The following is a 23,533-nucleotide window of genomic DNA, read 5'->3' as shown; positions in this document are numbered from 1 at the left end:
AGCGGTGGCCGGTGCCGTGCAGCGCAAGGCGGACGAGGGAGGCGACGCGGAGCGTCGCCGACCGAGGACAACGCGGCGCGGTGCGGCACCGGCCACCGCGAGCCCGCCCGGATCGGCAAGACACCCCCTAATCCTGGCGTGCCGCGGGTGGGGCGGGCGGCCCTGCGAGCACGGCCGGTTCCAGATCCTCCGGGGACGCCGGCACGTACGGCCGGATCTCCGGGGAAATGATGGAGCCGTCGGGCTCGATCCGGGGCAGCTTCGCCTCGGGGCCCAGCAGCAGGGCCTTCTTGAGGTCCTGCTTCCCGTCCATGGTCAGACCGTAGATGGCGTTGTAGAGGTTGCGGACGGCGGGGCCGGAGGCACCCGAGCCGGTGCCGCCCTGGGAGATCGTCATGACGATCGTGAAGTCCTTGGTGTAGGTCGCCAGCCATGACGTGGTCTGCTTGCCGTAGACCTGGGCGGTGCCGGTCTTGGCGTGCATCGGGATCTTGTCCATCGGCCAGCCGCCGAACCGCCAGGCGGCGGTGCCGCCGGGCTCGACGACCGAGCGCAGGCCCCCGTCGAGGTCGCTGATGGTCTTGGCGTCGATCGGCAGCCGGCCGTGCGACTGGGGCTTGATCATCTCGATGTGCTTGCCGTCGGGGCTGATCACGGCCTTGCCGACCGTGGGGTTGTAGAGGGTGCCCCCGTTGCTGATGGCGGAGTACGCGGTGGCCATCTGGATGGGGGTGACGAGGACGTCGCCCTGGCCGATGGCGAAGTTGATGCTGTCGTAGGCCTTCAGCTGGTTGCCTTCGAGGCAGCTCTCGTAGGCGATCTGCTCGACGTAGGTGCCGCCCCGCTTGCCCTGCTTGCACCAGGCGTTCTTGTTGGCCTTCCAGAAGTTCTGCTTCCACTTCCGGTCGGGGATCCGGCCGGTGACCTCGTTCGGCAGGTCGATCCCGGTCTCGGAGCCGAGTCCGAACTCCCGCGCGGTCCGGTAGAACCAGTCGTGGGCGTCCTTCTTCGGGCTGAGGCCGCCGTCGCGCTGCCACTCCTTGTGGCCCAGGGCGTAGAAGACGGTGTTGCAGGAGAACTTGAGGGCGTCCCCGAGGGTGATGGGGCCGTGCCCCTTGGACTCGAAGTTCGCGAAGCTCCGGCCGCCGAGGCTGTAGGAGCTGCTGCAGTTGTACTTGTCGTCGAACTTGTAGCCGGCCCGGACGGCCGCGCTCGCGGAGACCACCTTGAAGATGGAGCCCGCGGGGGCCATGCCCTGGATGCCCCGGTTGAGCAGCGGGTAGTTGGAGCCCTTGCTGGTGAGCTTGGCGTAGTCCTTGCCGGAGATGCCGCCGACCCAGGTGTTGGGGTCGTAGTCGGGCTGGGAGGCCATCGCGACGATGCGGCCGGTCTTGGCCTCCATGACGACGACGGCTCCCGAGTCGGCCTCGTACTTGCGGCCGGTGATGTTGTCGGTCTCGTTGCGGACGACCTTCATCGCGTCCTGGAGCTCGTACTCGGCGACGGCCTGGACCCGGGCGTCGATGCTGGTGATGAGGGTGGATCCGGCCACGCCCGGGTCGGACTTGGTCTGGCCCATGACCCGGCCGAGGTTGTCGACCTCGTACGAGGTGACCTCCGCCTTGCCGCGCAGCTGCCTGTCGTAGGTGCGTTCGATGCCGGAGCGCCCGACCTGGTCGGAACGCAGGTGCGGCGAGTCGGAGTCCTTGGCCTTCTGGATCTCCTCGTCGGTGACCGGCGAGAGGTAGCCGAGCACCTGTGCGGTGCGGGCCCCGCCGGGCGCCGGGTAGCGGCGGACGGCGGTGGGCTCGGCGGTGATGCCGGGGAAGTCCTCCGGGCGTTCGCGCAGCTGCAGCGCCTGTTGCGTGGTGGCTTCGAGGGTGACCGGGATCGGCTGGTAGGGGGAGCCGTTCCAGCAGGGCGCGGGGGTCTGGGAGTCGCAGAGCCGGACCTTGTCCATGACCTCCTTGGGGGTCATGTCCAGGACGTCGGCGAGGCGGGCCATGACTCCCTTGCCCTTGTCCTTCATCTTCATCAGCGCGGTACGGCTGGCGGAGACGACGAGGCGGGTCTCGTTGTCGGCGAGCGGGACCCCGCGGGCGTCGAGGATCGAGCCGCGCACGGCGGGTTGGACGACCCGCTGGACGTGGTTGCTCTTCGCCTCGTGGTAGTACTCGTCGCCGTTGCGGATCTGGAGGTACCAGAGCCGTCCGCCGAGGGTGAGGAACATCGAGAGGACGAGCACCTGGATCATGACGAGCCTGATCTGCACCCGGGAGGTTCGGCCGGTCTCCGGAACGTTGGTCACGACTGCTCCTCCCTCACAGCTTTTTGACGCTCTTCACACCCTTGACCGCCTTGACCCCCTTTATACGGACGGCTTTGTTGGCCCGCGAGCGCGCGGTCTTCAGGCGCAGGCCGCCGCGCTGGCTGCCGATGCGCAGGCCCGTACCTCCGGCCAGCCAGCCGGCGGACACGTCGGCGGCCTTGTTGGCGGGTCCGCCGCCGGCCTCGACGGCCATCGGGTCGTTCTCGGCCTTCCGCGCCAGCGCCATGATCCACGGCACGGTGAACGGCGCGAGCAGCAGGTCGTAGAGGGTCGCGGTGAACAGCAGCCCGGTCAGACCGACGTGGCGGGCGGCGGTGTCACCGACGAGGGCGCCCACACCCGCGTAGAGCAGGGTGGAGGCGATCGCGGCGGCGACGACGGTGAGCATCGGGCCCCAGGCGGAACGGAACCGGCCGCCGTCGGGGCGGGTCAGTCCGGCGACGTAGCCGATGACGCACAGGACGAGCGCGTACCGCCCGGCGGCGTGGTCGGCGGGCGGGGCCAGGTCGGCGAGGAGACCGGCGGCGAAGCCGATGAGCGCACCGCTGACGTGCCCGTACACGAGGGCGAGCGAGACGACCGTGAGGAGCAGCAGGTCGGGCACGGCGCCCGGCAGTTGGAGTCGGCCCAGGACGGTGACCTGGATGACGAGCGCGACCACGAGGAGCGTGGCCGAGAGCAGGATCCGGTTGAAGCGCATGCGGGGTCTGCTCCTAGTCGTCGGCCGGCTTGGCGGGCACGCTGGCGGACCCGGACGGGGTGACCGTGACGGTGACCGTCGGGGTGGGCTTGGGGGCCTCGGGCTTGGGCGGCAGGACCGCGTCGCGGGGGTCCTCGCGCGGCGGCATCACCACGACGCCGACGATGTCCAGGCGCGAGAAGCCGACGAACGGACGCACCCAGACGGTGCGGGTCAGGTCGCCGCGCGAGGGGTCGACCTTGACCACCTCGCCGATCGGCACGCCGGGCACGAAGGGCTTGTTGCCGCGCGAGCCGAAGGTGACGAGCCGGTCGCCGGGGCTGACCTTGGCCTTGCCGTTGAGCATCTGGACGGACAGGGGGCGGTCGCCCTGGCCGGTGGCGAAGCCCAGTTCACCGGTCTTCTCCAGCCGGGTGCCGACGGTGAAGTCGGGGTCGTTGGCGAGGACGACGGTGGCGGTGTCGGGGCCGACGGTGCTGACCCGTCCGACGAGTCCGTCCCCGTTGAGGACGGTCATGTCGCGTTCGATGCCGTCCTTGCTGCCGGCGTCGATGGTGACGGTCCACGAGAAGCCCTGGGCCGCTCCTATGGCGATGACCTCGGCACCCTTGATGCCGTACTGCCCGGCGCCGGCCCGCTTGAGCATCTCGTCGAGCTCGTGGATGCGGCTGCGGGTCTGGTCCTCGCTGCCCAGCTTGGCCTTCAGCGCCGCGTTCTCGCGCTCCAGCGTGGCGATGCGGTTGTGGCGCTCGCCGGAGTCCCGTACCGCCCCTATGGCGTTGGCGACCGGATCGACCGCGGTCGCCACACCTTCCTCGACCGGGCCGAAGACCGCTGCGGCGGCCTGCCGGGCACCGTCGACCGGCGACTCCTCGCCTGCCCTGATGTCCACCGTGATCAATGCGAACGCGATGGCGATCAGAAGCACCAGGAGCAGCCGGCTTTCTCGTGTGTCCCTCACGTGCGGCGGCCGTGCCTTCCTCGTCGGATTTCTCTTTTGCCTGTATATCAACGATCCGCCGCACGGGCCCGGTAGCACCCGTACGGCGGATCCTTGTGTGTTCCGCATGGCCCCTCCGGCAGGGAGGGGCGTCTGTCAGCGACGGGGCTGGGCGTCCAGGACCTGCTGGAGGGCCTCGAACTCCTCGACGCACTTGCCGGAGCCGAGGGCGACCGAGTCGAGCGGGTCCTCCGCGATGTGGATCGGCATGCCGGTCTCCCGGCGCAGCCGCTCGTCGAGGCCGCGCAGCAGCGCGCCGCCGCCGGTCAGGACGATGCCGCGGTCCATGATGTCGCCGGAGAGCTCAGGCGGGCACTTGTCGAGCGTGGTCTTGACCGCGTCGACGATGGAGTTGACCGGCTCCTCGATGGCCTTGCGCACCTCGGCGGCCGAGATGACGACCGTCTTGGGCAGGCCCGAGACGAGGTCACGCCCGCGGATCTCGGTGTGCTCGTCCTGGTCGAGGTCGTACGCCGACCCGATGGTGATCTTGATCTGCTCGGCCGTGCGCTCACCGAGGAGGAGCGAGTACTCCTTCTTGATGTGCTGGATGATCGCGTTGTCGAGCTCGTCGCCGGCCACTCGGATGGACTGTGCCGTGACGATTCCGCCGAGGGAGATGACGGCGACCTCCGTGGTGCCGCCGCCGATGTCCACGACCATGTTGCCGGTGGCCTCGTGGACGGGCAGGCCCGAGCCGATGGCGGCGGCCATGGGCTCTTCGATGATGTGCACCTGGCGGGCGCCGGCCTGCGTGGACGCCTCGATGACGGCGCGTCGCTCCACTCCCGTGATCCCGGAGGGAACGCAGACCACCACGCGCGGGCGGGCCAGGTAGCGGCGCTTGTGGATCTTAAGGATGAAGTACCGGAGCATGCGCTCGGTGATCTCGAAGTCGGCGATGACTCCGTCCTTGAGGGGCCGTACGGCGACGATGTTGCCGGGCGTGCGCCCGATCATCTTCTTCGCCTCCGAGCCGACCGCCAGGATGCCACCGGTGTTCGTGTTGATGGCGACCACGGACGGCTCGTTCAGGACGATCCCCCGGCCCCTCACGTACACCAGCGTGTTGGCGGTCCCGAGGTCGATCGCCATGTCACGGCCGATGAACGACATTTTGTTCCCCTTGTTCCCCATGAGGAGCGTCTGGCCTTCCAGTTGATAGCGGCTGCTGTCAGGTCGGCGAGGTGGGTGTGTGGGTGGAGGCCCCATCGTAGTGCCGCAAGTACGAAGACCGCGCGACGGGACTCCGGCAATCCCGCCGGAATGGATACCCGCCCCCTCAGTGGTGACGACGTGTCCTGCCCAGGCGTTCCCGCTGCGGCCCGGAAATACCGTGGGGCGACCGAAATTACTTCGGTCGCCCCAGGTCGTGAGCGCTATTCGGCTGATGTTCCGTCAGGAAAGAGTGCTCAGAGCGCCGGGAAGAACAGCTTCAGCTCACGCTCGGCGGACTCCTCCGAGTCCGAGGCGTGGATCAGGTTCTCACGCGTGATCGTGCCGAAGTCACCCCGGATGGAGCCGGGCGCCGCCGCGATCGGGTCAGTGGGTCCGGCCAACTGGCGGACACCCTCGATCACCCGCTCGCCTTCGACCACCAGGGCGACGACGGGGCCGCTCGCCATGAAGCCCATGAGGGGCTCGTAGAACGGCCGGCCCTTGTGCTCGCCGTAGTGCGCCTCCAGGATCTCCTGGTCCAGCGTACGCAGCTCCAGCGCGGGGATGGTCCAGCCGGCCTTCCGCTCGATGCGGCCGATGATCTCGCCGACCAGACCACGACGGACGGCGTCGGGCTTGAGCAGGACGAGGGTGCGCTGGGTCATGTTGCGGCTCCTTGCGGCAAACGGGTGCGGTAGGGCGAATCTACAGGGCCGACCAGGGGACCCGTCAGGCAGCGTCAGGCGCCCCGGGTGCCCCCTGCGCCTCCTGCGCGGCCGCCCAGCGCGCCTTGATCGTGTCGATCTTGCGGCCGTAGTGCACGGAACACCACCACAGCCCGGCGAACACCGCGCCGAGGAAGAACATCGTCGGCACGACGAACCCGCTCGCGATCAGGCCGATCTGCAGGGCCCAACCGAGCTGGACCGCCCCGGGACGCGACAACATCCCGCACAGCAGCACCGACAGCAGCATGGTGATCCCGCACACCGTCCAGACCGTGGCCTGGGTCAGATCGGGGTTCTTCATCGCCACCAGCCCCGCGAAGCCGATCACGAAGAACTCGCCGATCAGCGTGCTCGCACACAGCGTGCGCATCCCTCAGCCCCTCTTCAGCAGCAGGCGGGCCTCGCCCACCGTGATCACGGAACCGGTCACCAGGACCCCGGCCCCTCCGTATTCGGCCTCTTCCTCCGCCAGGGTGATCGCCGCCTCCAGGGCGTCGTCCAGCCGCGGCTCCACCTGCACCCGGTCCGCGCCGAAGACCTCGACCGCGACGGCCGCCAGCTCGTCCGCGCCCATCGAGCGGTGGCTGGAGTTCTCCGTCACCACCACCTCCGCGAGGATCGGCTCGAAGGCCTCCAGCACCCCGCGTACGTCCTTGTCCGCACTCGCGGCGACCACACCGATGAGCCGGCTGAAGCCGAAGGACTCGGTAACCGCCTCCGCGGTGGCCGCCGCGCCCGCCGGGTTGTGCGCCGCGTCCAGGACCACCGTCGGGCTGCGCCGCACGACCTCCATGCGGCCCGGCGAGGACACCGAGGCGAAGGCCTTGCGCACGGTGTCCACGTCCAGGACCCGGGCGTGCTCCTGGCCGATCCCGAAGAAGGCCTCGACGGCGGCCAGCGCCACCGCCGCGTTGTGCGCCATGTGCGCGCCGTACAGCGGCAGGAAGATGCCGTCGTACTCGCCGCCCACACCGCGCAGCGTCAGCTGCTGGCCGCCGACCGCGACCTCGCGGGAGACGACCCCGAACTCCATGCCCTCGCGGGCCACCGTCGCGTCCACCTCGACGGCCTTCTTCAGCAGCACCTGCGCCGCGTCCACCGGCTGCTGGGCCAGGATCACGGTCGCGTCCTGCTTGACGATGCCACCCTTCTCCACAGCGATCTCACCGGGCGTGGAGCCGAGCCGGTCGGTGTGGTCCAGGCTGATCGGGGTGACCACCGCGACGGTCGCGTCGATGACGTTGGTCGCGTCCCAGCTGCCGCCCATGCCGACCTCGACCACGGCCACGTCCACCGGGGTGTCCGCGAAGGCCGCGTAGGCCATTCCGGTGAGCACCTCGAAGAAGGACAGCCGGTACTCCTCGGCGGCGTCGACCATCTCCACGTACGGCTTGACGTCGTGGTACGTCTCGACGAACCGCTCGGCGGTGATCGGCGCCCCGTCGAGGCTGATCCGCTCGGTGATCGACTGCACGTGCGGGCTGGTGTAGCGCCCGGTGCGCAGCTCGAAGGCGTTCAGCAGGGCCTCGATCATGCGGGCCGTGCTCGTCTTGCCGTTGGTGCCGGTGACGTGGATGGACGGGTACGCGCGCTGCGGCTCGCCCAGCACGTCCATCAGCGCCGCGATCCGCGACACCGAGGGCTCCAGCTTGGTCTCGCCCCAACGGGTGGCGAGCTCCTGCTCCACCTCCAACAGCGCCCTGGCGACCTCGGGGTCGACGGGCCGGGCGGGTACCGGGTCGCCCTGGGGCGGTCCGGCCTGGGCACGCAGGGTGCGGCTGCCGGCCTCGATCACCGCCAGGTCGGGGTCGCGGTCGGACTCTTCCGCCACAATCTGGTCGAACTCGTCGAAGGGGGCGGCGAGGTCGTCGTGGTCGTCGCGGTCGTGGCTCTCGGGCTGCTGGTCACTCACAGGGCCAGTCTACGGACGGGGACCCGGAGGACTTTCGGCCCGGCCGTTTCGGGACCTCCGACCCCAGGAGCGACCGGATCGTTATGCAAGCCTTGCGACAGGAGATAGGGGAATAAATGCCGCAGGCCAGCAGTAACAAGACAGCATCCAGCCGCGACATAGGGATCGACCTGGGCACCGCCAACACCCTCGTCTACGCACGGGGGCACGGGATCGTCCTCAATGAGCCGTCCGTGGTCGCCGTGAAGGCGGGCACCACCACCACCCTGGCCGTCGGTACGGACGCCAAGGAGACCATCGGCCGCACCCCCGGCTCCATCACCGCGATCCGTCCCCTCAGGGGCGGCGTGATCTGCGACTACGAGGCCGCGGAGGAGATGATCCGGCACTTCGTCCGCAAGGCCGTACCGGGCCGGCGGCCCCGCACCCGGATGGTGATCTGCGTGCCCTCCGGAGTCACCCCGGTCGAGCGGCGGGCCATCGTCCAGGCGTCCACCCGGGCGGGAGCCAGGGTCGTGCACCTGATCGAGGAGCCGATGGCCGCGGCGATCGGCGCCGGGCTGCCCGTGGCCGAACCCCGCGGCTCCATGGTCGTGGACATCGGCGGCGGCACCTCCGAGGTCGCCGTCATCTCGCTGGGCGGCATCGTCACGTCCCGGTCGCTGCGCGTGGGCGGGGACCGGCTCGACGCGGCGGTCATGGACCACGTGCGCAAGGAACACGGGCTGCTCATCGGGGAGCGCACCGCCGAGGACGTCAAGCTCGGCATCGGATCGGCCTGGCCGGTCCCGGACCGCCCTGAGCTGGAGACGCGCACCTTCACCGTGCGCGGCCGCGAGAAGGTCGGCGGCATGCCCAAGACCCTCCGGCTGACCGTCCAGGACGTCCGGGCCGCGCTCGACGAGCCGGTCGAGGCGATCATCGCCGCCGTCCGCGCCACCCTGGAGGAGTGCCCGCCGGAACTCTCCGGTGACGTGATGGAACACGGCATCGTGCTGACCGGTGGCGGCGCCCTGCTGCCCGGCCTGGACCTGCGGATGGCCTCCGCCACGGGCATCCCGGTCTTCGTCGCGGACGACCCGCTGGACTGCGTGGCGCTGGGTTCCGGCCGCTGCGTGGAGGACCTGGACGCCCTGGGCGGCCTGCTCGCCCCGGCGAAGGCGTAGGGGGCTTCAGCCGCGCGGGAGGGTGGCGACGACCTCGTACGCGTCCCGCGTGCGCGTCGCCGTCAGGGTCCCGCCCAGGCTGCGCACGCGCTCAGACATGCTCGCCGTGCCCGAGCCCGCCGAGACGGGGGCCGGGTCCGGGGTCCGGGCCGGCAGGGCGTTGCTGACGGCTATCCGCAGCCGGGGGCCGTCCGCCGTGATCGACACGTCGATGGTCTCCCCGTGCGCGTGCTTGGCGGCATTGGTCAGGCACTCCTGCACCACCCGGTAGACCGCCGCCTGCCGCAGCGGGGAGAGCCTGTGCACGTCCTGGTCCATCGCGAGCCGGACCGGTGATCCGGCCCGCCCGCTCTCCTCGGCGAGCGCGGGCAGCCCGTCCACACCCGGGGTCGAGGCCCGCTCCCCGCGCTGCACGATGATCTCGTTGAGCACCAGATGGGCCCGCCGAGCGGTGTCGGCCAGCTCTTCGAAGTCAGGCCCGTACGCCGTCTCGCGCGCCCGCATCGACAGCACCTCGGAGCGGACCGTGAGCAGGGTCAGCTCGCGCCCCACGAAGTCGTGGACGTCGCGCGCCACGGAGGTGCGCTCCTGCTGGACGGCGTGGAGCACGGCCGACTCGGCCCGCCGGGCGGTCAGCTCCCCCACCAGGTCGTGCCGGTAGGCGGCGATGCCCACCGCGGAGGCGAGCACCCCGATGGGCACGACCAGGCTGAGGAACCCGCTGAGGGTCTGCCCCGCGGGCTCGGGCCAGCCCGGCAGGACGAACATGGCCAGCGCGAAGGCGACGTAGCCGAGCGTGGCGAGGATCCCGGCCCGGCGCCCGCGGTAGCGGCCGACCGAGTAGAGGGCGAACTGGATCAGGGTGAGCTCGTGCAGCCAGCCGATGAACAGCAGCGCGGCCAGGTACGAGATCCAGGGCTGCCGGCGGCGCACCAGCAGGGTGGCGCAGCCCAGGGCGAGCACGACGGCGGCGGTGGGCCCGCTCAGCGAGTTGTCGGCGGCGGCCAGACCCGGAAGGTCGAGGGCCATCAGGCCGAGGCAGCCGAGCGCCGTGAGCACGTCCACGGCCCGCGGCGACCCGGCCCAACTCTCGGTGTGCCGGCGGCCGAGAGCCACCAGCCGGTCGAAGGCCGGGACGACGGGCTTGACGCGCATGCCCTCCATCATCCGTGGTCAGCGCAGCGGTTCGGATCACCCGGAACCGAAAAAGTAGTGATTTAGGGCACTTCGGACAGTCTTCACCGTGACACCGGATCCCGCACGGGGAAGGGATACGGCGAAGGCCCCCGCGTCGACCGACGGCGCGGGGGCCTTCGCCTGAACCTGCGGGGACGCTAGGCGGCCGGGAGGCCCGCCAGCTGCGCCTGGAGCCGGGCGATGTCCGCCTCGGCCTTGGCGAGCCGGCCCTTGATCTTGTCCACGACGTTGTCCGGGGCCTTGGCGATGAACGCCTCGTTCCCCAGCTTCGCCTCGGCCTGCTGCTTCTCCTTCTCGGCGGCGCCCAGGTCCTTCGTCAGGCGCTTGCGCTCGGCCTCGACGTCGATGGTCCCGGACAGGTCGAGGGCGACGGTGCCGCCGGCGACCGGGAGGGTCGCGGTGGCGCTGAAGGAGTCACCCTCCGGCTGGAGGCGCAGCAGCTGCCGGATGGCCGCCTCGTGGGCGCCCAGCCCGGTGGCGCCCAGCTCCAGACGGGCCGGAACCTTCTGGCCGTCCTGCAGCCCCTGCTCCTTGCGGAAGCGGCGGACCTCGGTGATCACCGACTGGACGGAAGCGATCTCCGCCTCGGCTGCCGCGTCGCGGAAGCCTCTGTCCTTCGGCCAGTCGGCGATGACGAGGGACTCGCCGCCGGTGAGCGTGGTCCACAGCGTCTCGGTGACGAAGGGGACGACCGGGTGCAGCAGCCGCAGCATGACGTCGATGACCTCGCCGAGGACGCGGCCGGAGACCTCGGCCTGCTCGCCGCCCGCGAAGAAGGTCGTCTTCGACAGCTCGACGTACCAGTCGAAGACCTCGTCCCACGCGAAGTGGTAGAGCGCCTCGCTGAGCTTCGAGAACTGGTAGTCCTCGTAGTACGCGTCGACCTGCGCGACCGTCTCGTTCAGCCGGGACAGGATCCAGCGGTCGGTGGCCGACAGCTGCTCGACGGGCGGCAGGTCACCCTCGATCGTGGCGCCGTTCATCATCGCGAAACGGGTGGCGTTCCAGATCTTGTTGGCGAACTTGCTGGAGGCCTGGACCCAGTCCTCGCCGATCGGAACGTCGACACCCGGGTTGGCGCCGCGGGCCAGGGTGAAGCGGACGGCGTCGGAACCGTACTTGTCCATCCAGTCCAGCGGGTTGACCACGTTGCCGAAGGACTTCGACATCTTCTTGCCGCGCTCGTCACGGACCATGCCGTGCAGGGCGATGGTGTGGAACGGCGGGGTGCCGTCCATCGCGTACAGGCCGAACATCATCATCCGGGCGACCCAGAAGAAGAGGATGTCGTAACCGGTGACCAGGACGGCGTTCGGGTAGAACTTCGCCAGGCTGTCGGTCTGCTGCGGCCAGCCGAGCGTGGAGAACGGCCACAGCCCCGAGGAGAACCACGTGTCCAGGACGTCGGTGTCCTGGGTCCAGCCCTCGCCGGTGGGCGGCTGCTCGTCCGGTCCGACGCAGACGACCTCGCCGTTCGGGCCGTACCAGACCGGGATGCGGTGACCCCACCACAGCTGGCGCGAGATGCACCAGTCGTGGAGGTTGTCGACCCAGTCGAAGTACCGCTTCTCCATCTCCTGCGGGTGGATCTTGACCTCGCCGTTGCGGACCGCGTCACCGGCAGCCTGGGCGAGCGGGCCGACCTTGACCCACCACTGCATCGACAGACGGGGCTCGATGGTGGTCTTGCAGCGCGAGCAGTGGCCGACGGAGTGCGTGTACGGGCGCTTCTCGGCGACGATCCGGCCCTCGGCGCGCAGCGCGCCGACGATGGCGGAGCGGGCTTCCAGGCGGTCCAGGCCCTGGAAGGGGCCGTGCGTGGTGATGATCGCGTGCTCGTCCATGACGGCGAGGTTCGGCAGGTTGTGGCGCTGGCCGATCTCGAAGTCGTTCGGGTCGTGCGCCGGGGTCACCTTGACGGCGCCGGTGCCGAACTCCGGGTCGACGTGCTCGTCCGCGACGACCGGGATGCGGCGGCCGGTGAGCGGCAGCTCGATCTCGGTGCCGACGAGGTGCTTGTAGCGCTCGTCCTCGGGGTGGACGGCGACGGCCGTGTCACCCAGCATCGTCTCGGCGCGGGTGGTCGCGACGACGATGGAAGCGTCGCCCTCGCCGTAGCGGATCGAGACGAGCTCGCCCTCGTCGTCCTGGTACTCGACCTCGATGTCGGAGATCGCGGTCAGGCAGCGGGGGCACCAGTTGATGATGCGCTCGGCGCGGTAGATCAGCTCGTCGTCGTAGAGCTTCTTGAAGATGGTCTGGACGGCCTCGGAGAGGCCCTCGTCCATGGTGAAGCGCTCACGGGACCAGTCGACGCCGTCGCCGAGGCGGCGCATCTGGCCGGAAATCTGACCGCCGGACTCGCCCTTCCACTGCCAGACGCGCTCGACGAAGGCCTCCCGGCCGAGGTCGTGGCGGGACTTGCCCTCCTTGGCGAGCTCGCGTTCGACGACGTTCTGGGTGGCGATGCCGGCGTGGTCCATGCCCGGCTGCCACAGCGTCTCGTACCCCTGCATGCGCTTGCGGCGGGTGAGGGCGTCGATCAGCGTGTGCTCGAAGGCGTGGCCCAGGTGCAGGCTGCCGGTGACGTTGGGCGGCGGGATGACGATCGCGTACGGAGGCTTCTCGCTCTTGGCGTCCGCCTCGAAGTAACCGCGCTCTACCCAGCGCTCGTAGAGCTTCCCTTCTACCTCGGCCGGCGCGTACGTGGTCGGCAGTTCGGAGGTGGGGCTGCTGGGTGTCTGCGTGTTCTCGGTCACGGGGCACAGTTTAGAGCGGTAACAGTCCAGTCATGAAACCGGTATTCCCGGGGCCCGGCGCCGTTCCCGCGCCTGACTTCCGTCAGGATGTGTGAAACGCATAAACAACCTCATGGGGGGACGCGGGATGAGCTACAACCAGCCAGGGCCCTACGGACAGCAGCCTCAGCAGCCGGGACCGTACGGGCAGCAGCCCCCGCCGCCGCCCGGCCCGTACGGCCAGCCCACCCCGCAGCCCGCCCCCCAGTCCAACCCGTACGGCCAGCCCGCCTCCCAGCCCGCCCCCCAGTCCAACCCGTACGGCCAGCCCACGGCCCCGCAGCCGGGCTACGGCTACCCGCAGCAGCCGGGCGTCCCCCCGCAGGGCCACCCCCAGCAGCCCCCGTCGCCGGCGTACGGCCACCCGCAGCAGCAGGCCCCGTACGGCGGCCAGCCCCCGAAGAAGTCCAAGGCCGGAATGATCATCGGCGCGGTCGTCGCGGTCGTGGTGATCGCGGGCGGCGGCTGGTACTTCCTGGGCGGCGGCGCGGGCAGCAGCATCTCCGCGGACACCAAGGGCCACAAGCTGGCCTTCCCGGCGACGGTCGATGCGTATGCGCAGCCGAAGGAGGCGAAGCCGTCGCCCGAAACCCCGCTGGACGGGGAGGCGAAGGCGAAGGCCGAGGCCATCGGCGTGAAGAACGCGCACAACTCGGCCGCTTCGTACTCGAACTCCCCGACCGGCAAGGGCAAGTCGCTCAGCGCCAACGGACTGTGGGGCGAGGTGGACGACCCGGAGAAGGCCGTCGACACGTACTACGCCGGTATCGGCCAGAACAAGGAGGCCGAGAAGCTCGGCGTCAAGTACGAGCTGGTGGGTACGCCGAAGGAATTCACCCCGACCGGTTTCAAGGGCGCCGTGATGAAGTGCGCCGAGATCAAGATGACCGCGGTCAAGGAACCCAAGCCCGGGATGCCGAAGGAGGCGAAGATCCCCAGCTGCGTTTGGGGTGACTACTCCACCGTGACCGGAGTCAACATCATCGACCCGGTCGTGGGCCTCACCGGCGGCAGCAGCGGCACCCTTGACGAGGTGTCCGAGGTGGCGGCGAAGCTCTACAACACCTCGCGCACCAAGGTCTGACGGGCCGCGGACCCGAGGCCGCCGGTGCCTGCGGCTTCCCGCCACACGCAGCAGGGGCGCCCCGGTCGGGGCGCCCCTGCTGTGTGTGGTGCTCGTTGCGGCTACGCCGACTTCTCGTGCGGGCCCTGGTCCTTCGGGACGATCCGGGGGACCAGCGTCGGGTTGACGTTGGAGCGGACCACCTCGGAGGTGATGACCACGCGGGCCACGTCCTTGCGGGACGGGACCTCGTACATCACCGACATCAGGACCTCTTCCATGATGGCGCGCAGGCCGCGCGCGCCCGTCTGGCGGAGGATCGCCTGGTCCGCGATGGCCTCCAGCGCCTCGCGCTCGAAGTCCAGCTCCACACCGTCGAGTTCGAACAGCCGCTGGTACTGCTTGACCAGCGCGTTGCGCGGCTCGATCAGGATCTGGAGCAGGGCCTCGCGGTCCAGGTTGTGCACGGAGGTCAGCACGGGGAGGCGGCCGATGAACTCGGGGATCATCCCGAACTTCACCAGGTCCTCCGGCATGACCTCCTGGAACTGGTCACTGGCCTCGATCTCGCGCTTCGAGCGGATCGTCGCCCCGAAGCCGATGCCCTTGGCGCCCGCACGCGACTCGATGATCTTCTCCAGGCCGGCGAAGGCGCCGCCCACGATGAAGAGCACGTTCGTCGTGTCGATCTGGATGAACTCCTGGTGCGGGTGCTTCCGTCCGCCCTGCGGCGGTACGGAGGCGGTCGTGCCTTCCAGGATCTTCAGGAGGGCCTGCTGCACGCCCTCGCCGCTCACGTCGCGCGTGATCGACGGGTTCTCGCTCTTGCGGGCCACCTTGTCGATCTCGTCGATGTAGATGATCCCGGTCTCGGCCTTCTTGACGTCGTAGTCGGCGGCCTGGATCAGCTTCAGCAGGATGTTCTCGACGTCCTCGCCGACGTAGCCGGCCTCCGTCAGCGCCGTCGCGTCGGCGATGGCGAAGGGGACGTTCAGCATGCGGGCGAGGGTCTGCGCGAGCAGCGTCTTGCCCGAGCCCGTGGGGCCCAGCAGCAGGATGTTGGACTTGGCGAGCTCGATCGCGTCGTCCCGGCCCTGCGCGCCGCCGTTCTCGCCGGCCTGCACGCGCTTGTAGTGGTTGTAGACCGCTACCGAGAGCGCCTTCTTCGCCGGCTCCTGGCCGACGACGTAGCTCTCCAGGAACTCGTAGATCTCACGGGGCTTGGGGAGTTCCTCCCACCGGACCTCGGAGGTCTCCGCGAGCTCCTCTTCAATGATCTCGTTGCAGAGGTCGATGCACTCGTCGCAGATGTAAACACCGGGTCCTGCGATGAGCTTCTTCACCTGCTTCTGGCTCTTTCCGCAGAACGAGCACTTGAGCAGATCGCCGCCGTCACCGATGCGTGCCACGAGGTGCTTCCCCTTCGCCTGGGAGACGCCTGGTTCAGCGCTCCTGGTGCCTCATATCCGACGGTACCTTGCCGGGGGCCCCGTGCGGGGCCCCCTTGACGTGGTTCACATCGCCGAATCCGACGATGTGCCCGTGTCAACTGGTGGCAAGGATCAGTGGGAGTTCTTGCGGGTCGAGACGATCTGGTCGATCAGGCCGTACGCGAGGGCGTCCTCGGCCGTCAGGATCTTGTCGCGCTCGATGTCGTCGCGGATCTTCTCGATCGGCGTCGTCGAGTGCTTGGCCAGCATGGTCTCCAGCTGGTCGCGCATGCGCAGGATCTCGTTGGCCGCGATCTCCAGGTCGGAGAGCTGCTCGCGGCCGGTGCCACCGGAGGGCTGGTGGATCAGCACGCGGGCGTTCGGCAGGGCCATGCGCTTGCCGGGGGTACCGGCGGCCAGCAGGACCGCGGCGGCGGAGGCCGCCTGGCCCATGCAGACCGTCTGGATGTCCGGCTTCACGAACTGCATCGTGTCGTAGATCGCCGTCAGCGCGGTGAAGGAGCCACCGGGGCTGTTGATGTAGATGGAGATGTCGCGGTCCGGGTCCATCGACTCCAGGCACAGCAGCTGCGCCATGACGTCGTTGGCTGACGCGTCGTCGATCTGCACGCCGAGGAAGATCACGCGCTCCTCGAAGAGCTTCGCGTACGGGTCGTACTCGCGCACGCCCTGCGAGGTGCGCTCGACGAAGCGCGGGATGACGTAGCGGTTGTCCACCTGCGGGCCGGTGTAGAGGCCGCTCGCGGAGAAGTTGTTCTGCATCTGGGTGTTCACCATCCTGGTGGCGTTCTGCGGGCTGTCGGCTTCGTTGCGGGGCGGGGGATCAGGCCCCGGTGCCGCCGCCGCCCGGCACGTTGGACGCGGCCGACATGATGTCGTCGATGAGGCCGTACTCCTTGGCCTCCTCGGCGGTGAACCAGCGGTCGCGGTCACCGTCACGGATGATCGCCTCGACGGACTGACCCGAGTGGAACGCGGTGATCTCGGCCATGCGCTGCTTGGTGCGCAGCAGGTACTGGGCCTGGATCTTGATGTCGGAGGCGGTGCCGCCGATGCCGGCGGAGCCCTGGTGCATCAGGACGTCGGTGTTCGGCAGGGCGAAGCGCTTGCCCTTGGCGCCGCCGGTGAGCAGGAACTGGCCCATGGAGGCCGCCATGCCCATGCCGATGGTGACGACGTCGTTCGGGATGTACTGCATGGTGTCGTAGACGGCCATGCCGGCCGTCACCGAGCCACCGGGGCTGTTGATGTAGAGGAAGATGTCCTTCTCCGGCTCGGCGGCCAGGAGCAGGAGCTGCGCGGTGATCTTGTTCGCGATCTCGTCGTCGACCTGCTGACCGAGGAAGATGATGCGCTCGCCGAGCAGCCGGTTGTAGACATGGTCGCCGAGGCCGCCACCGATGGACGGCTCACCCGCGGCGTAAGGCTTCAGATTCGTCACGTATCCACCTGCTCGTCTCCGACGGCCATGTGCCGTCTCAGCGTCTCGTTCTGGGGTCCGGTCCGGTCCGGCCGGAGCGGACGGGTCCGCCGGCGCCCGGGTACTCACGTGCCCTCGTATTCATGGACCCTAACGCGCAGGTAGGACAACGCCATCCCGCTTCCCGAACTGTTCGCTCGGAGCGCAAGCTCCGGGGGCCTTACGGGGCCCATACCGAAGGGCCCGGACACGACTGCGTCCGGGCCCTTCGGGGCACTTCTCAGTGGGCTTCGCCCGGGGTGTTACTTGGCCTCTTCGGCCTTGACCTCGTCGTCGCCGTCGACGGCGGCCTCGACGGTCTCGGCGGCCTGCTCCTCGTCCTCGTCGGACATGTCCACGACCTCGCCGTTGGTGTCGACGACCTTGGCGGCCTCGACGACGACCGCGAGGGCCTTGCCGCGGGCGACCTCGCCGACCAGCATCGGAACCTGGCCACCCTCGACCACGGCCTGGGCGAACTGGTCGGGGGACATGCCGGAGGAAGCGGCGCGGCGCATGAGGTGCTCGGTGAGCTCCTCCTGGTTGACGCCCAGCTTCTCCTTGTTGACCAGCGCGTCGAGGACGAACTGGGTCTTGATGCCCTTGATCGCCTGCTCGGAGGTCTCGGCGTCGAACTCCTCGACCGTCTTGCCCTGGAACTCCAGGTACTTCTCGATGGTCAGACCCATCTGGCCGAGCTGGTGGTGCTCCAGGTTGTGCTTGCGGGTCTGGACCTCGTCCGCGAGGAGCTTCTCGGGGATCGGGACCTCGACGAGCTCCAGCAGCTTCTCCAGGACGCGCTCCTGGGCCTGCGTGGCCTGGTCGTACTGCTTCATGTTCTCGAGGCGCTTGCGGCTGTCCGCCTTGAGGTCCTCGATGGTGTCGAACTCGCTCGCGAGCTGCGCGAACTCGTCGTCCAGCGCCGGGAGCTCCTTGGCGGAGACCTTGGTGACCTTGACGGTGACCTCGGCGTCCTTGCCCTCGGCGGAGCCGCCCTTCAGCTGCGAGGTGAAGGTGGCCTCGCCGCCGGCCTCCAGGCCGGTGACGGCCTCGTCGATGCCCTCGAGGAGCTCGCCCGAGCCGATGGTGTAGGAGACGTCGGAGGCGACGCCGTCGGGCAGCACCTCGCCGTCGACCTTGGCCTCGAGGTCGATGGTGACGACGTCACCCTCGGCGGCGGCGCGCTCGACGTCCGTGGTGGACGCGAAGCGGCCGCGCAGCTGCTCGACGGACTTCTCGACGTCCTCGTCCGAGACCTCGATGGCGTCGACCTCGACCTCGATGCCGGAGAAGTCCGGGATCTCGATCTCGGGACGGACGTCGACCTCGGCGGTGAAGGCGAGGACCTCGCCGTCCTTCAGCTCGGTGATGTCCACGTCCGGCTGGCCCAGCGGGTTCAGGTCGGCCTCGTTGACGGCCTCGGTGTAGAACTTCGGGAGCGCGTCGTTGACGGCCTCCTCCAGCACCGCACCGCGGCCGAAGCGCTGGTCGATGACGCGGGCCGGGATCTTGCCCTTGCGGAAGCCCTTCACCGTGACCTGCTGGTTGATCTTCTTGTACGCCGCGTCGAGGCTGTCCTTGAGCTCCTCGAAGGGCACCTCAACAGTGAGCCGAACCCGAGTCGGGTTCAGGGTCTCCACGGCGCTCTTCACGGTTCGGTCTCCTTGTGGCTGACTGCTGGGGATTCTGCCGTCGCGCTGTGATTCAGCGGTTCAGCGGACTTCGGCCCGGTACATCAGACACACGGGCACGCAGCTTGCATAGTAACCGCAAGCGGCAATCAGCCCACAACGCGATCTTGCGGAGACACTGCTGCTGGTCGGGGTGGCCGGATTCGAACCGACGACCTTCCGCTCCCAAAGCGGACGCGCTACCAAGCTGCGCCACACCCCGTCGGTGCGACACGTAGGGTACATGCCCGGAGACACTCTGATGCGCCGGGTTTCCGAAGGCATTTCGGGCGGACCTCCGCCACGACGCCGAATGTGGTGTGCACCCACCGGGAGCGACCCGCTAGGATGCTGTCCGTGCCGAGGTCCCCGGACCTGCGGCGCGCGCATTGCGGGTGTAGCTCAATGGTAGAGCACTAGTCTTCCAAACTAGCTACGCGGGTTCGATTCCCGTCACCCGCTCAGAAGTACGAAGGGCCAGGTCAGAGGGCATCTCCTCGACCTGGCCCTCCGTCGTTCCCGGGGTCGCGATCAGCCGGTCGCGATCGGTGCGGGCAGTGCCGTGGCCCGTGCGCGTCTTCAACCTCCTTGTGCCGAAGCCCGTTGACGCGGCGGGCGCGCCGCCCGTGTGCCGAAGATCATGAACGTGTGGCCCGGTCCGGGAGGGTCCTGCCGTAGGGTCGGTCGGCATGGCTCGTGGACATCACGACCAGAGCGTCGCAACCGGGCTCACGACCGAAGTCGCCGGATTGACCTTGCGTGTGCTCAGTGTCGAACAGGCCGATGAGTACTACGGGCTCATCGATCGAAATCGCGAGCACCTCACCCGGCACGGCGACTACGAAGCGCTGGCCGCATCGGACTACGAGACGGCCCGCGCCGAGCTGCTCGACGCTCCCGATCCGTCCCTCCGCTGCGGCATCCTGCTCAGGGGTTCCCTCATCGGCCGTGTCGACCTCGTGGCCGCCAACCCGCCCGCGTACGGATTCGGGTACTGGCTCGACCACGAGGCAACGGGACACGGGTACGCCACGGCGGCCTGCCGCGCGCTGATCGACTACGGGGCCACTGCGCTGGGCGCCACCGACGTGTTCGCGGGCGTCACCCACGGAAACGACAAGAGCGGCGCCGTCTTGACCAGGCTCGGCTTCCAGGTCGCCGAGGTCTTCGAGTCCTACACCCGGTACCACCGGACCCTCGTCGGCCCGCCCTGCGCAGGTGCCGCACAACGGTGACGGGTCCGGTGCCGCGCCGCGCGTTCCCTCAGTCTCCGCCCCCGCCCCCGCCACAGCTGAAGCCGCCCTCCGCGTGCGCGTGCGCGTGGTGATCGGACTCGTTGTCGAGGGCCTTGCCCATGCGGCGCAGGGTGCGTCCGAGGCCGTCGGGGGCGGCCTCGAACAGTCCGTACTGGACGGGGCCCGGGTCGAGGCGTGCGGGGCCTTCCAGTACGTACGGGGGAAGGCTTCCCTCGGCCACTGCGGCCGCCAAGCGGCGGCGCCCCGCCCGGGTGGTCCGTCGTCGCCAGTTGCCCACGAGGCCGAGGAGGACGAGCCGGCGGGCGAGTTCGTCGACCTCGTCGCAGTGCCCGAGCGCCTCGAACACCTCCCGGACGCGCTTGCTCCGCGGGCAGGCTGCGATCACCGCGCGTTCGACCGGATGCTGCGGGAGCTCTGCGCCGATGGTGCGCAGCCGAGCGGCCCGCAGGGACAGCGTCCCGTGTTCGACGAGCGAGATGATCGCGCTCTCCACGACCCGCCGCTCGCCGCCGGCGAGGTAGGCGTACTCGTACAGGTCCAGTACGTCATCGCCGTTGCCCGCTCCCGTTCGCCGGTACGCCCTTGCCATGCCGCCTCCCGCCCCGCCTTCCGGACACGCATCGCCCGCATGGTCTCCCGGAGGTGACGGTTCCGGCGGGCCTGCAGCCGCATTCAGAGCTTCCCCTGAGGTTCGGGGCCTGCGCCTTTGTTGCCGACCTCGGGCAGCCAGGGTGGGCAGGGGTGTGCCGACACCGCTCCGTGATGCCAAGTCGGCTGCTCTGACAGTCTGTTCCACGGGGAACGGGGGGGGACGGGAATTGGACAGCGCATCGCGCCGCGTGGGGCCGCGCGGGACTCTGGTGGTACCGCTGGTGATCGCGCTGCTGCTGGCCGCCCTGTCGGTACTGGTGATGCTTCCGGCAGCCCAGCACCTGCGCTCGCTCCGCGACGGCGAGCAGGCTCGGGCGACGTTGCGATCGGGCGGCTCGTGCGTGCTGGGCAGGTGCCGGGTCGAGTTCGAGGCCGGCGGGCGGACCGTGGTGACGAACCTGCCGACGGGCAGCAGCGGCGGCAAGAACCCGGCCGGCACCCAGCTGACGGTCCGGTACCGGGCGGAGGATCCGCGGATCGTCGCCAACGAGGGAGACCTGTGGGGTGGCCCGTTGGCCATGCTGGCCGCGCTGTCGGGCGCAGCCGCGCTGTTCTTCCTGCTGCTACCGGTCCTCGCGGAGCGGTATTGGCGGCGGGTCGCCGAGGGCTCCGGCTGACCCGTCCCCAAGGTGCGGGGTCGCCGAGGCTCGGGTGAGGTGAGCGCGGCGTCCGCCACGCCCCCGGGGCTGGAGCGGGCCCGGGGTCAGAGCTTGATGTTCGCGATCATCGTCGCGAGGGAGTTGAGGAAACGGTTAACGTCGTCCGCGATCGAGCTGGACGCGAGGAAGAAGCCGAAGAGCGCCGCGACGATGGCGGGGCCCGTTTTGATGTGGTTGCCGCGGATCAGCACCACCAGAATGACCGCCAACAGAACCACCACTGACAGCGAAATGGCCACTACTGATCACACCTTCGGTCGTCCCCTGGTCGGCCCGGGGCGCACGGCCAGGCACACCCCCACATGGACCATCCTCCCACCAACGGGCCCCGGCTATACGCCCCGTACCGAACAGCCGTGGTTCCGTTTCCGCCAACCACACGTGCGACAGGAATATTTCGGGCGCGGGGCACGGGTCACGAGGTGGTGAGGCCGAGGAGGGAACGGATATTCGCATACTTTGCGGACAGTCGCTCGCGCGTGGGGCCGTCCAGCACGGAGAGGCGTACGGGGTCCGCGTTGTGCGCGAGGTCGGCCTCCTTGATGAGCAGCGCGCCCGGGGTGGCCAGGATGCGGGCCGCGTACTGCTCGACCGGTTCGTCCGGGCGTTTGGTGACCGCGAGGACCATGTCCTTCACCGTCTGCGGGAGGGCCGCCGCGTCCAGCCAGGTAAGGCTGAGGGCCTCGTCCTCGATGGCGTCGTGGAGCCAGGCCGCCGCCTGCTGTTCGGCGGTGCCGCCGCGCAGCCGCACGCCCTCGGCCACGGCCGCGAGGTGTTCGGCGTACGGCCGGCCGGCCTTGTCGGTCTGGCCCTCGTGCGCGCTGCGCGCCAGGGACTCGACCTCGATCAGAGTCAGGGGGCTGTTGGTCATGCGATCTCCCTTGCCGCTGCGCCGAGGGCCTCCGCTGCCCGGCGTACGTCCGCTTGCGTGGTACGCCAGTTGGAGAACGCGGCACGCAGGGCGGCGGTTCCCCCGTAGACGGTGGGAGTGACGAACACCTCGGCGGCCGCCGCCTCCCGCAGGGCGGTGAGGCGCTCCGGGGTGGGGGCTTCGGCGAGGGTGAAGCAGACGACGTTCAGGCGGACCGGGGCGAGGAGGGTGAAGGCGGGGTCCGCCTCCAGGGCGGCGCCCAGCGCGCGGGCGCAGGCGATGTCGCGTTCGACGATCTCCCGGTGGCCCTGGCGGCCGTACGCGCGGAGCGTGAACCAGGCGGCGAGGGCGCGCAGCCGGTGGGAGTTCTCGGGGGTGAGGTGGACGAGGTCGGGGTGGTCGCCGAGGGGACCGAGGTAGGCGGCGGAGTTCTGGAAGACGCGGGCCTGCAGGTCGCGCCGGCGGGTGAACTGGACGGCGCTGTCGTAGGGGACGTTGAGCCATTTGTGCAGGTCCACGCAGACGGAGTCGGAGGCGTCGAGGCCGTCGACGAGGTGCGCGTGCTCCGGGGAGAGGGCGGCGAAGGCCCCGAAGGCGGCGTCGGTGTGCAGCCAGAAGTCGTGGCGCTCGCGCAGGGCTTCGATCGCCCGGAGGTCGTCGAAGTCGACGGTGTTGACGGTGCCCGCGTTGGCGACGACCACGGCCGGTCCGGGGGTGTCGGCCAGCGCCCGGTCCAGGGCGGCGGGGTCGACGGCCTCGCGGCCGGGCAGGGTGGGCACCTGGACCAGGGAGTTGCGGCCGAGGCCCAGCACCGAGAGGGCCTTGGCGATCGAGGAGTGCGGGGCGCCGGAGAGCACGCGGACGGGGCCGAGGGCCGCCGCACCGTCCTCGGCCGGGGACACGCCGAGGCGTTCGCCGAGCCATTCGCGGGCGACGGCGAGGCCGGTGGTGTTGGACATGGTGGCGCCGGAGACGAAGGTGCCGGAGTGGGCGGCGGTCAGGCCGAAGAGGTCGCGGAGCCAGCCGACGGTCTCGCGTTCGAGGTCCTGTCCGCCGCCGTCGAGGCCGGAGTTGGAGTTCTGGTCGTGGACGGCGGTGAGCCAGTCCCCGGCGAGGGCGGCGGGAGTGGCGCCGCCCGTGACGAAGCCGAGGTAGCGCGGTCCCGCGGAGGCCGACAGCCGCGGCTCCCAGCGGTCGCGGAAGGCGGCGAGCGCGGCGTCCGTGCCGGTGGCGCCCTCCGGGAGGGGCTCGGGGTCGTACGGCTTTCCGGCGGGCGGTACGACGGGGCGCGCGTCCAGGGCGGCGAGCGCGTCGGCGGCGGCGCCGCGGGTGGCGTCGAGGAGTTCGGGGAGCCGGGCAAGATCGGCGGCGAGCGTGCGGTCCATGGGGGCACGTTAGGCCCGGGCGGGTGCCGTGCGGGCGGGCCAATCCAGGGCGAGTGGCCCGCCCCGGCCCCGCCCGGCCC

21 protein-coding genes and 2 tRNA genes are annotated in these 23,533 nt (G+C 69.9%); 5 read left to right on the top strand and 18 right to left on the bottom strand.

Going from position 1 to position 23,533, the window contains the following annotated elements:
• Positions 1–127: 127 nt before the first annotated feature.
• From mrdA to ACIQK6_RS17935, 7 genes are all read right to left on the bottom strand, one after another.
• Entirely contained in the window at positions 128–2,308 is a 2,181-nt protein-coding gene (mrdA, locus tag ACIQK6_RS17965) for a penicillin-binding protein 2 (protein WP_329102090.1), read from the bottom strand.
• 13 nt (positions 2,309–2,321) lie between these two features.
• Entirely contained in the window at positions 2,322–3,029 is a 708-nt protein-coding gene (mreD, locus tag ACIQK6_RS17960; RefSeq protein WP_402695068.1) for a rod shape-determining protein MreD, read from the bottom strand.
• 13 nt (positions 3,030–3,042) lie between these two features.
• On the bottom strand, positions 3,043–3,990 hold the full coding sequence (gene mreC / locus ACIQK6_RS17955; protein WP_402695067.1) for a rod shape-determining protein MreC: 948 nt from the start codon (positions 3,988–3,990) through the stop codon (positions 3,043–3,045).
• Positions 3,991–4,125: 135 nt separating this feature from the next.
• The gene (locus tag ACIQK6_RS17950; protein ID WP_329102084.1) at positions 4,126–5,145 is read right to left on the bottom strand and encodes a rod shape-determining protein; all 1,020 of its coding nucleotides are present in this window, start codon (positions 5,143–5,145) and stop codon (positions 4,126–4,128) included.
• Positions 5,146–5,441: 296 nt separating this feature from the next.
• Positions 5,442–5,852, bottom strand: coding sequence for a nucleoside-diphosphate kinase (ndk, locus tag ACIQK6_RS17945; protein WP_329102082.1), 411 nt, complete (start codon positions 5,850–5,852; stop codon positions 5,442–5,444).
• Positions 5,853–5,916: 64 nt separating this feature from the next.
• Positions 5,917–6,285: a DUF4233 domain-containing protein gene (locus ACIQK6_RS17940; RefSeq protein ID WP_329102080.1), complete on the bottom strand. Its 369-nt coding sequence runs from the start codon at positions 6,283–6,285 to the stop codon at positions 5,917–5,919.
• 3 nt (positions 6,286–6,288) lie between these two features.
• On the bottom strand, positions 6,289–7,827 hold the full coding sequence (locus ACIQK6_RS17935; RefSeq protein WP_402695066.1) for a bifunctional folylpolyglutamate synthase/dihydrofolate synthase: 1,539 nt from the start codon (positions 7,825–7,827) through the stop codon (positions 6,289–6,291).
• A gap of 116 nt (positions 7,828–7,943) precedes the next feature.
• Between ACIQK6_RS17935 and ACIQK6_RS17930 the strand changes: the two genes are divergently transcribed.
• Positions 7,944–8,993, top strand: a complete 1,050-nt coding sequence (locus tag ACIQK6_RS17930) for a rod shape-determining protein (protein WP_402695065.1) — start codon at positions 7,944–7,946, stop codon at positions 8,991–8,993.
• Positions 8,994–8,999: 6 nt separating this feature from the next.
• Here ACIQK6_RS17930 and ACIQK6_RS17925 read toward each other — a convergent pair whose 3' ends face one another.
• Together ACIQK6_RS17925 and ACIQK6_RS17920 are read right to left on the bottom strand one after the other, a co-directional pair.
• Positions 9,000–10,148 carry a sensor histidine kinase gene (locus ACIQK6_RS17925; RefSeq protein ID WP_402695064.1) on the bottom strand — a complete coding sequence of 383 codons (1,149 nt, stop codon included), beginning with the start codon at positions 10,146–10,148 and terminating at the stop codon, positions 9,000–9,002.
• Positions 10,149–10,327: 179 nt separating this feature from the next.
• Positions 10,328–12,949, bottom strand: coding sequence for a valine--tRNA ligase (locus ACIQK6_RS17920; RefSeq protein ID WP_329102074.1), 2,622 nt, complete (start codon positions 12,947–12,949; stop codon positions 10,328–10,330).
• Positions 12,950–13,076: 127 nt separating this feature from the next.
• On the opposite strand from ACIQK6_RS17920, the gene ACIQK6_RS17915 reads away from it, so the two are divergent.
• Positions 13,077–14,072, top strand: a complete 996-nt coding sequence (locus tag ACIQK6_RS17915; protein WP_329102072.1) for a hypothetical protein — start codon at positions 13,077–13,079, stop codon at positions 14,070–14,072.
• A 101-nt stretch (positions 14,073–14,173) separates the two neighbouring features.
• On the opposite strand, the gene clpX is transcribed toward ACIQK6_RS17915, so the two are convergent.
• The 5 genes from clpX to ACIQK6_RS17890 all read right to left on the bottom strand — a co-directional run bounded on the left by clpX (position 14,174) and on the right by ACIQK6_RS17890 (position 18,854).
• Positions 14,174–15,460, bottom strand: coding sequence for an ATP-dependent Clp protease ATP-binding subunit ClpX (clpX, locus tag ACIQK6_RS17910; RefSeq protein ID WP_030008569.1), 1,287 nt, complete (start codon positions 15,458–15,460; stop codon positions 14,174–14,176).
• A gap of 153 nt (positions 15,461–15,613) precedes the next feature.
• Positions 15,614–16,279 carry an ATP-dependent Clp protease proteolytic subunit gene (locus ACIQK6_RS17905; protein ID WP_150257432.1) on the bottom strand — a complete coding sequence of 222 codons (666 nt, stop codon included), beginning with the start codon at positions 16,277–16,279 and terminating at the stop codon, positions 15,614–15,616.
• A 46-nt stretch (positions 16,280–16,325) separates the two neighbouring features.
• Positions 16,326–16,943, bottom strand: coding sequence for an ATP-dependent Clp protease proteolytic subunit (locus ACIQK6_RS17900; RefSeq protein ID WP_329102070.1), 618 nt, complete (start codon positions 16,941–16,943; stop codon positions 16,326–16,328).
• 281 nt (positions 16,944–17,224) lie between these two features.
• A complete protein-coding gene (tig, locus tag ACIQK6_RS17895) occupies positions 17,225–18,613 on the bottom strand; it encodes a trigger factor (protein WP_329102068.1) in 1,389 nt (462 codons plus the stop codon).
• 164 nt (positions 18,614–18,777) lie between these two features.
• Positions 18,778–18,854, bottom strand: a tRNA-Pro gene (locus tag ACIQK6_RS17890).
• Between the two features lie 168 nt (positions 18,855–19,022).
• On the opposite strand from ACIQK6_RS17890, the gene ACIQK6_RS17885 reads away from it, so the two are divergent.
• Both ACIQK6_RS17885 and ACIQK6_RS17880 read left to right on the top strand, forming a co-directional pair.
• A tRNA-Gly gene (locus ACIQK6_RS17885) sits at positions 19,023–19,093 on the top strand.
• A 227-nt stretch (positions 19,094–19,320) separates the two neighbouring features.
• Positions 19,321–19,866 (top strand): GNAT family N-acetyltransferase, encoded by a 546-nt coding sequence (locus tag ACIQK6_RS17880; RefSeq protein WP_329102066.1) that lies wholly within the window; start codon positions 19,321–19,323, stop codon positions 19,864–19,866.
• A gap of 28 nt (positions 19,867–19,894) precedes the next feature.
• On the opposite strand, the gene ACIQK6_RS17875 is transcribed toward ACIQK6_RS17880, so the two are convergent.
• Entirely contained in the window at positions 19,895–20,476 is a 582-nt protein-coding gene (locus tag ACIQK6_RS17875) for a TIGR04222 domain-containing membrane protein (protein ID WP_329102065.1), read from the bottom strand.
• A gap of 229 nt (positions 20,477–20,705) precedes the next feature.
• Between ACIQK6_RS17875 and ACIQK6_RS17870 the strand changes: the two genes are divergently transcribed.
• A complete protein-coding gene (locus ACIQK6_RS17870) occupies positions 20,706–21,155 on the top strand; it encodes a DUF3592 domain-containing protein (RefSeq protein ID WP_329102063.1) in 450 nt (149 codons plus the stop codon).
• An 86-nt stretch (positions 21,156–21,241) separates the two neighbouring features.
• On the opposite strand, the gene ACIQK6_RS17865 is transcribed toward ACIQK6_RS17870, so the two are convergent.
• From ACIQK6_RS17865 to ACIQK6_RS17855, 3 genes are all read right to left on the bottom strand, one after another.
• Positions 21,242–21,436: a membrane protein gene (locus tag ACIQK6_RS17865; RefSeq protein WP_030008564.1), complete on the bottom strand. Its 195-nt coding sequence runs from the start codon at positions 21,434–21,436 to the stop codon at positions 21,242–21,244.
• 176 nt (positions 21,437–21,612) lie between these two features.
• Complete coding sequence (locus ACIQK6_RS17860) at positions 21,613–22,068, bottom strand: HD domain-containing protein (RefSeq protein ID WP_329102061.1); 456 nt, start codon at positions 22,066–22,068, stop codon at positions 21,613–21,615.
• Positions 22,065–23,453 (bottom strand): pyridoxal-dependent decarboxylase, encoded by a 1,389-nt coding sequence (locus ACIQK6_RS17855; RefSeq protein ID WP_329102059.1) that lies wholly within the window; start codon positions 23,451–23,453, stop codon positions 22,065–22,067. The genes ACIQK6_RS17860 and ACIQK6_RS17855 overlap by 4 nt, the downstream gene beginning before the upstream one ends.
• Positions 23,454–23,533: the final 80 nt, after the last annotated feature.

It is taken from the genome of Streptomyces sp. NPDC091682 (assembly GCF_044756625.1).
In the GTDB taxonomy this organism is placed as follows: domain Bacteria; phylum Actinomycetota; class Actinomycetes; order Streptomycetales; family Streptomycetaceae; genus Streptomyces.
This window is presented reverse-complemented; position numbering and strand designations above follow the sequence as displayed.

Excerpts from the sequence above, each read along its gene's own strand:
- mreD (WP_402695068.1), bottom strand. The coding sequence starts at position 3,029 with ATGCGCTTCAACCGGATCCTGCTCTCGGCCACGCTCCTCGTGGTCGCG.
- ndk (WP_329102082.1), bottom strand. The coding sequence starts at position 5,852 with ATGACCCAGCGCACCCTCGTCCTGCTCAAGCCCGACGCCGTCCGTCGT.
- ACIQK6_RS17855 (WP_329102059.1), bottom strand. The coding sequence starts at position 23,453 with ATGGACCGCACGCTCGCCGCCGATCTTGCCCGGCTCCCCGAACTCCTC.
- ACIQK6_RS17925 (WP_402695064.1), bottom strand. The coding sequence starts at position 10,148 with ATGCGCGTCAAGCCCGTCGTCCCGGCCTTCGACCGGCTGGTGGCTCTC.
- ACIQK6_RS17860 (WP_329102061.1), bottom strand. The coding sequence starts at position 22,068 with ATGACCAACAGCCCCCTGACTCTGATCGAGGTCGAGTCCCTGGCGCGC.
- ACIQK6_RS17930 (WP_402695065.1), top strand. The coding sequence starts at position 7,944 with ATGCCGCAGGCCAGCAGTAACAAGACAGCATCCAGCCGCGACATAGGG.
- ACIQK6_RS17875 (WP_329102065.1), bottom strand. The coding sequence starts at position 20,476 with ATGGCAAGGGCGTACCGGCGAACGGGAGCGGGCAACGGCGATGACGTA.
- ACIQK6_RS17915 (WP_329102072.1), top strand. The coding sequence starts at position 13,077 with ATGAGCTACAACCAGCCAGGGCCCTACGGACAGCAGCCTCAGCAGCCG.
- ACIQK6_RS17880 (WP_329102066.1), top strand. The coding sequence starts at position 19,321 with ATGGCTCGTGGACATCACGACCAGAGCGTCGCAACCGGGCTCACGACC.
- ACIQK6_RS17940 (WP_329102080.1), bottom strand. The coding sequence starts at position 6,285 with ATGCGCACGCTGTGTGCGAGCACGCTGATCGGCGAGTTCTTCGTGATC.
- ACIQK6_RS17905 (WP_150257432.1), bottom strand. The coding sequence starts at position 16,279 with ATGGTGAACACCCAGATGCAGAACAACTTCTCCGCGAGCGGCCTCTAC.
- ACIQK6_RS17950 (WP_329102084.1), bottom strand. The coding sequence starts at position 5,145 with ATGTCGTTCATCGGCCGTGACATGGCGATCGACCTCGGGACCGCCAAC.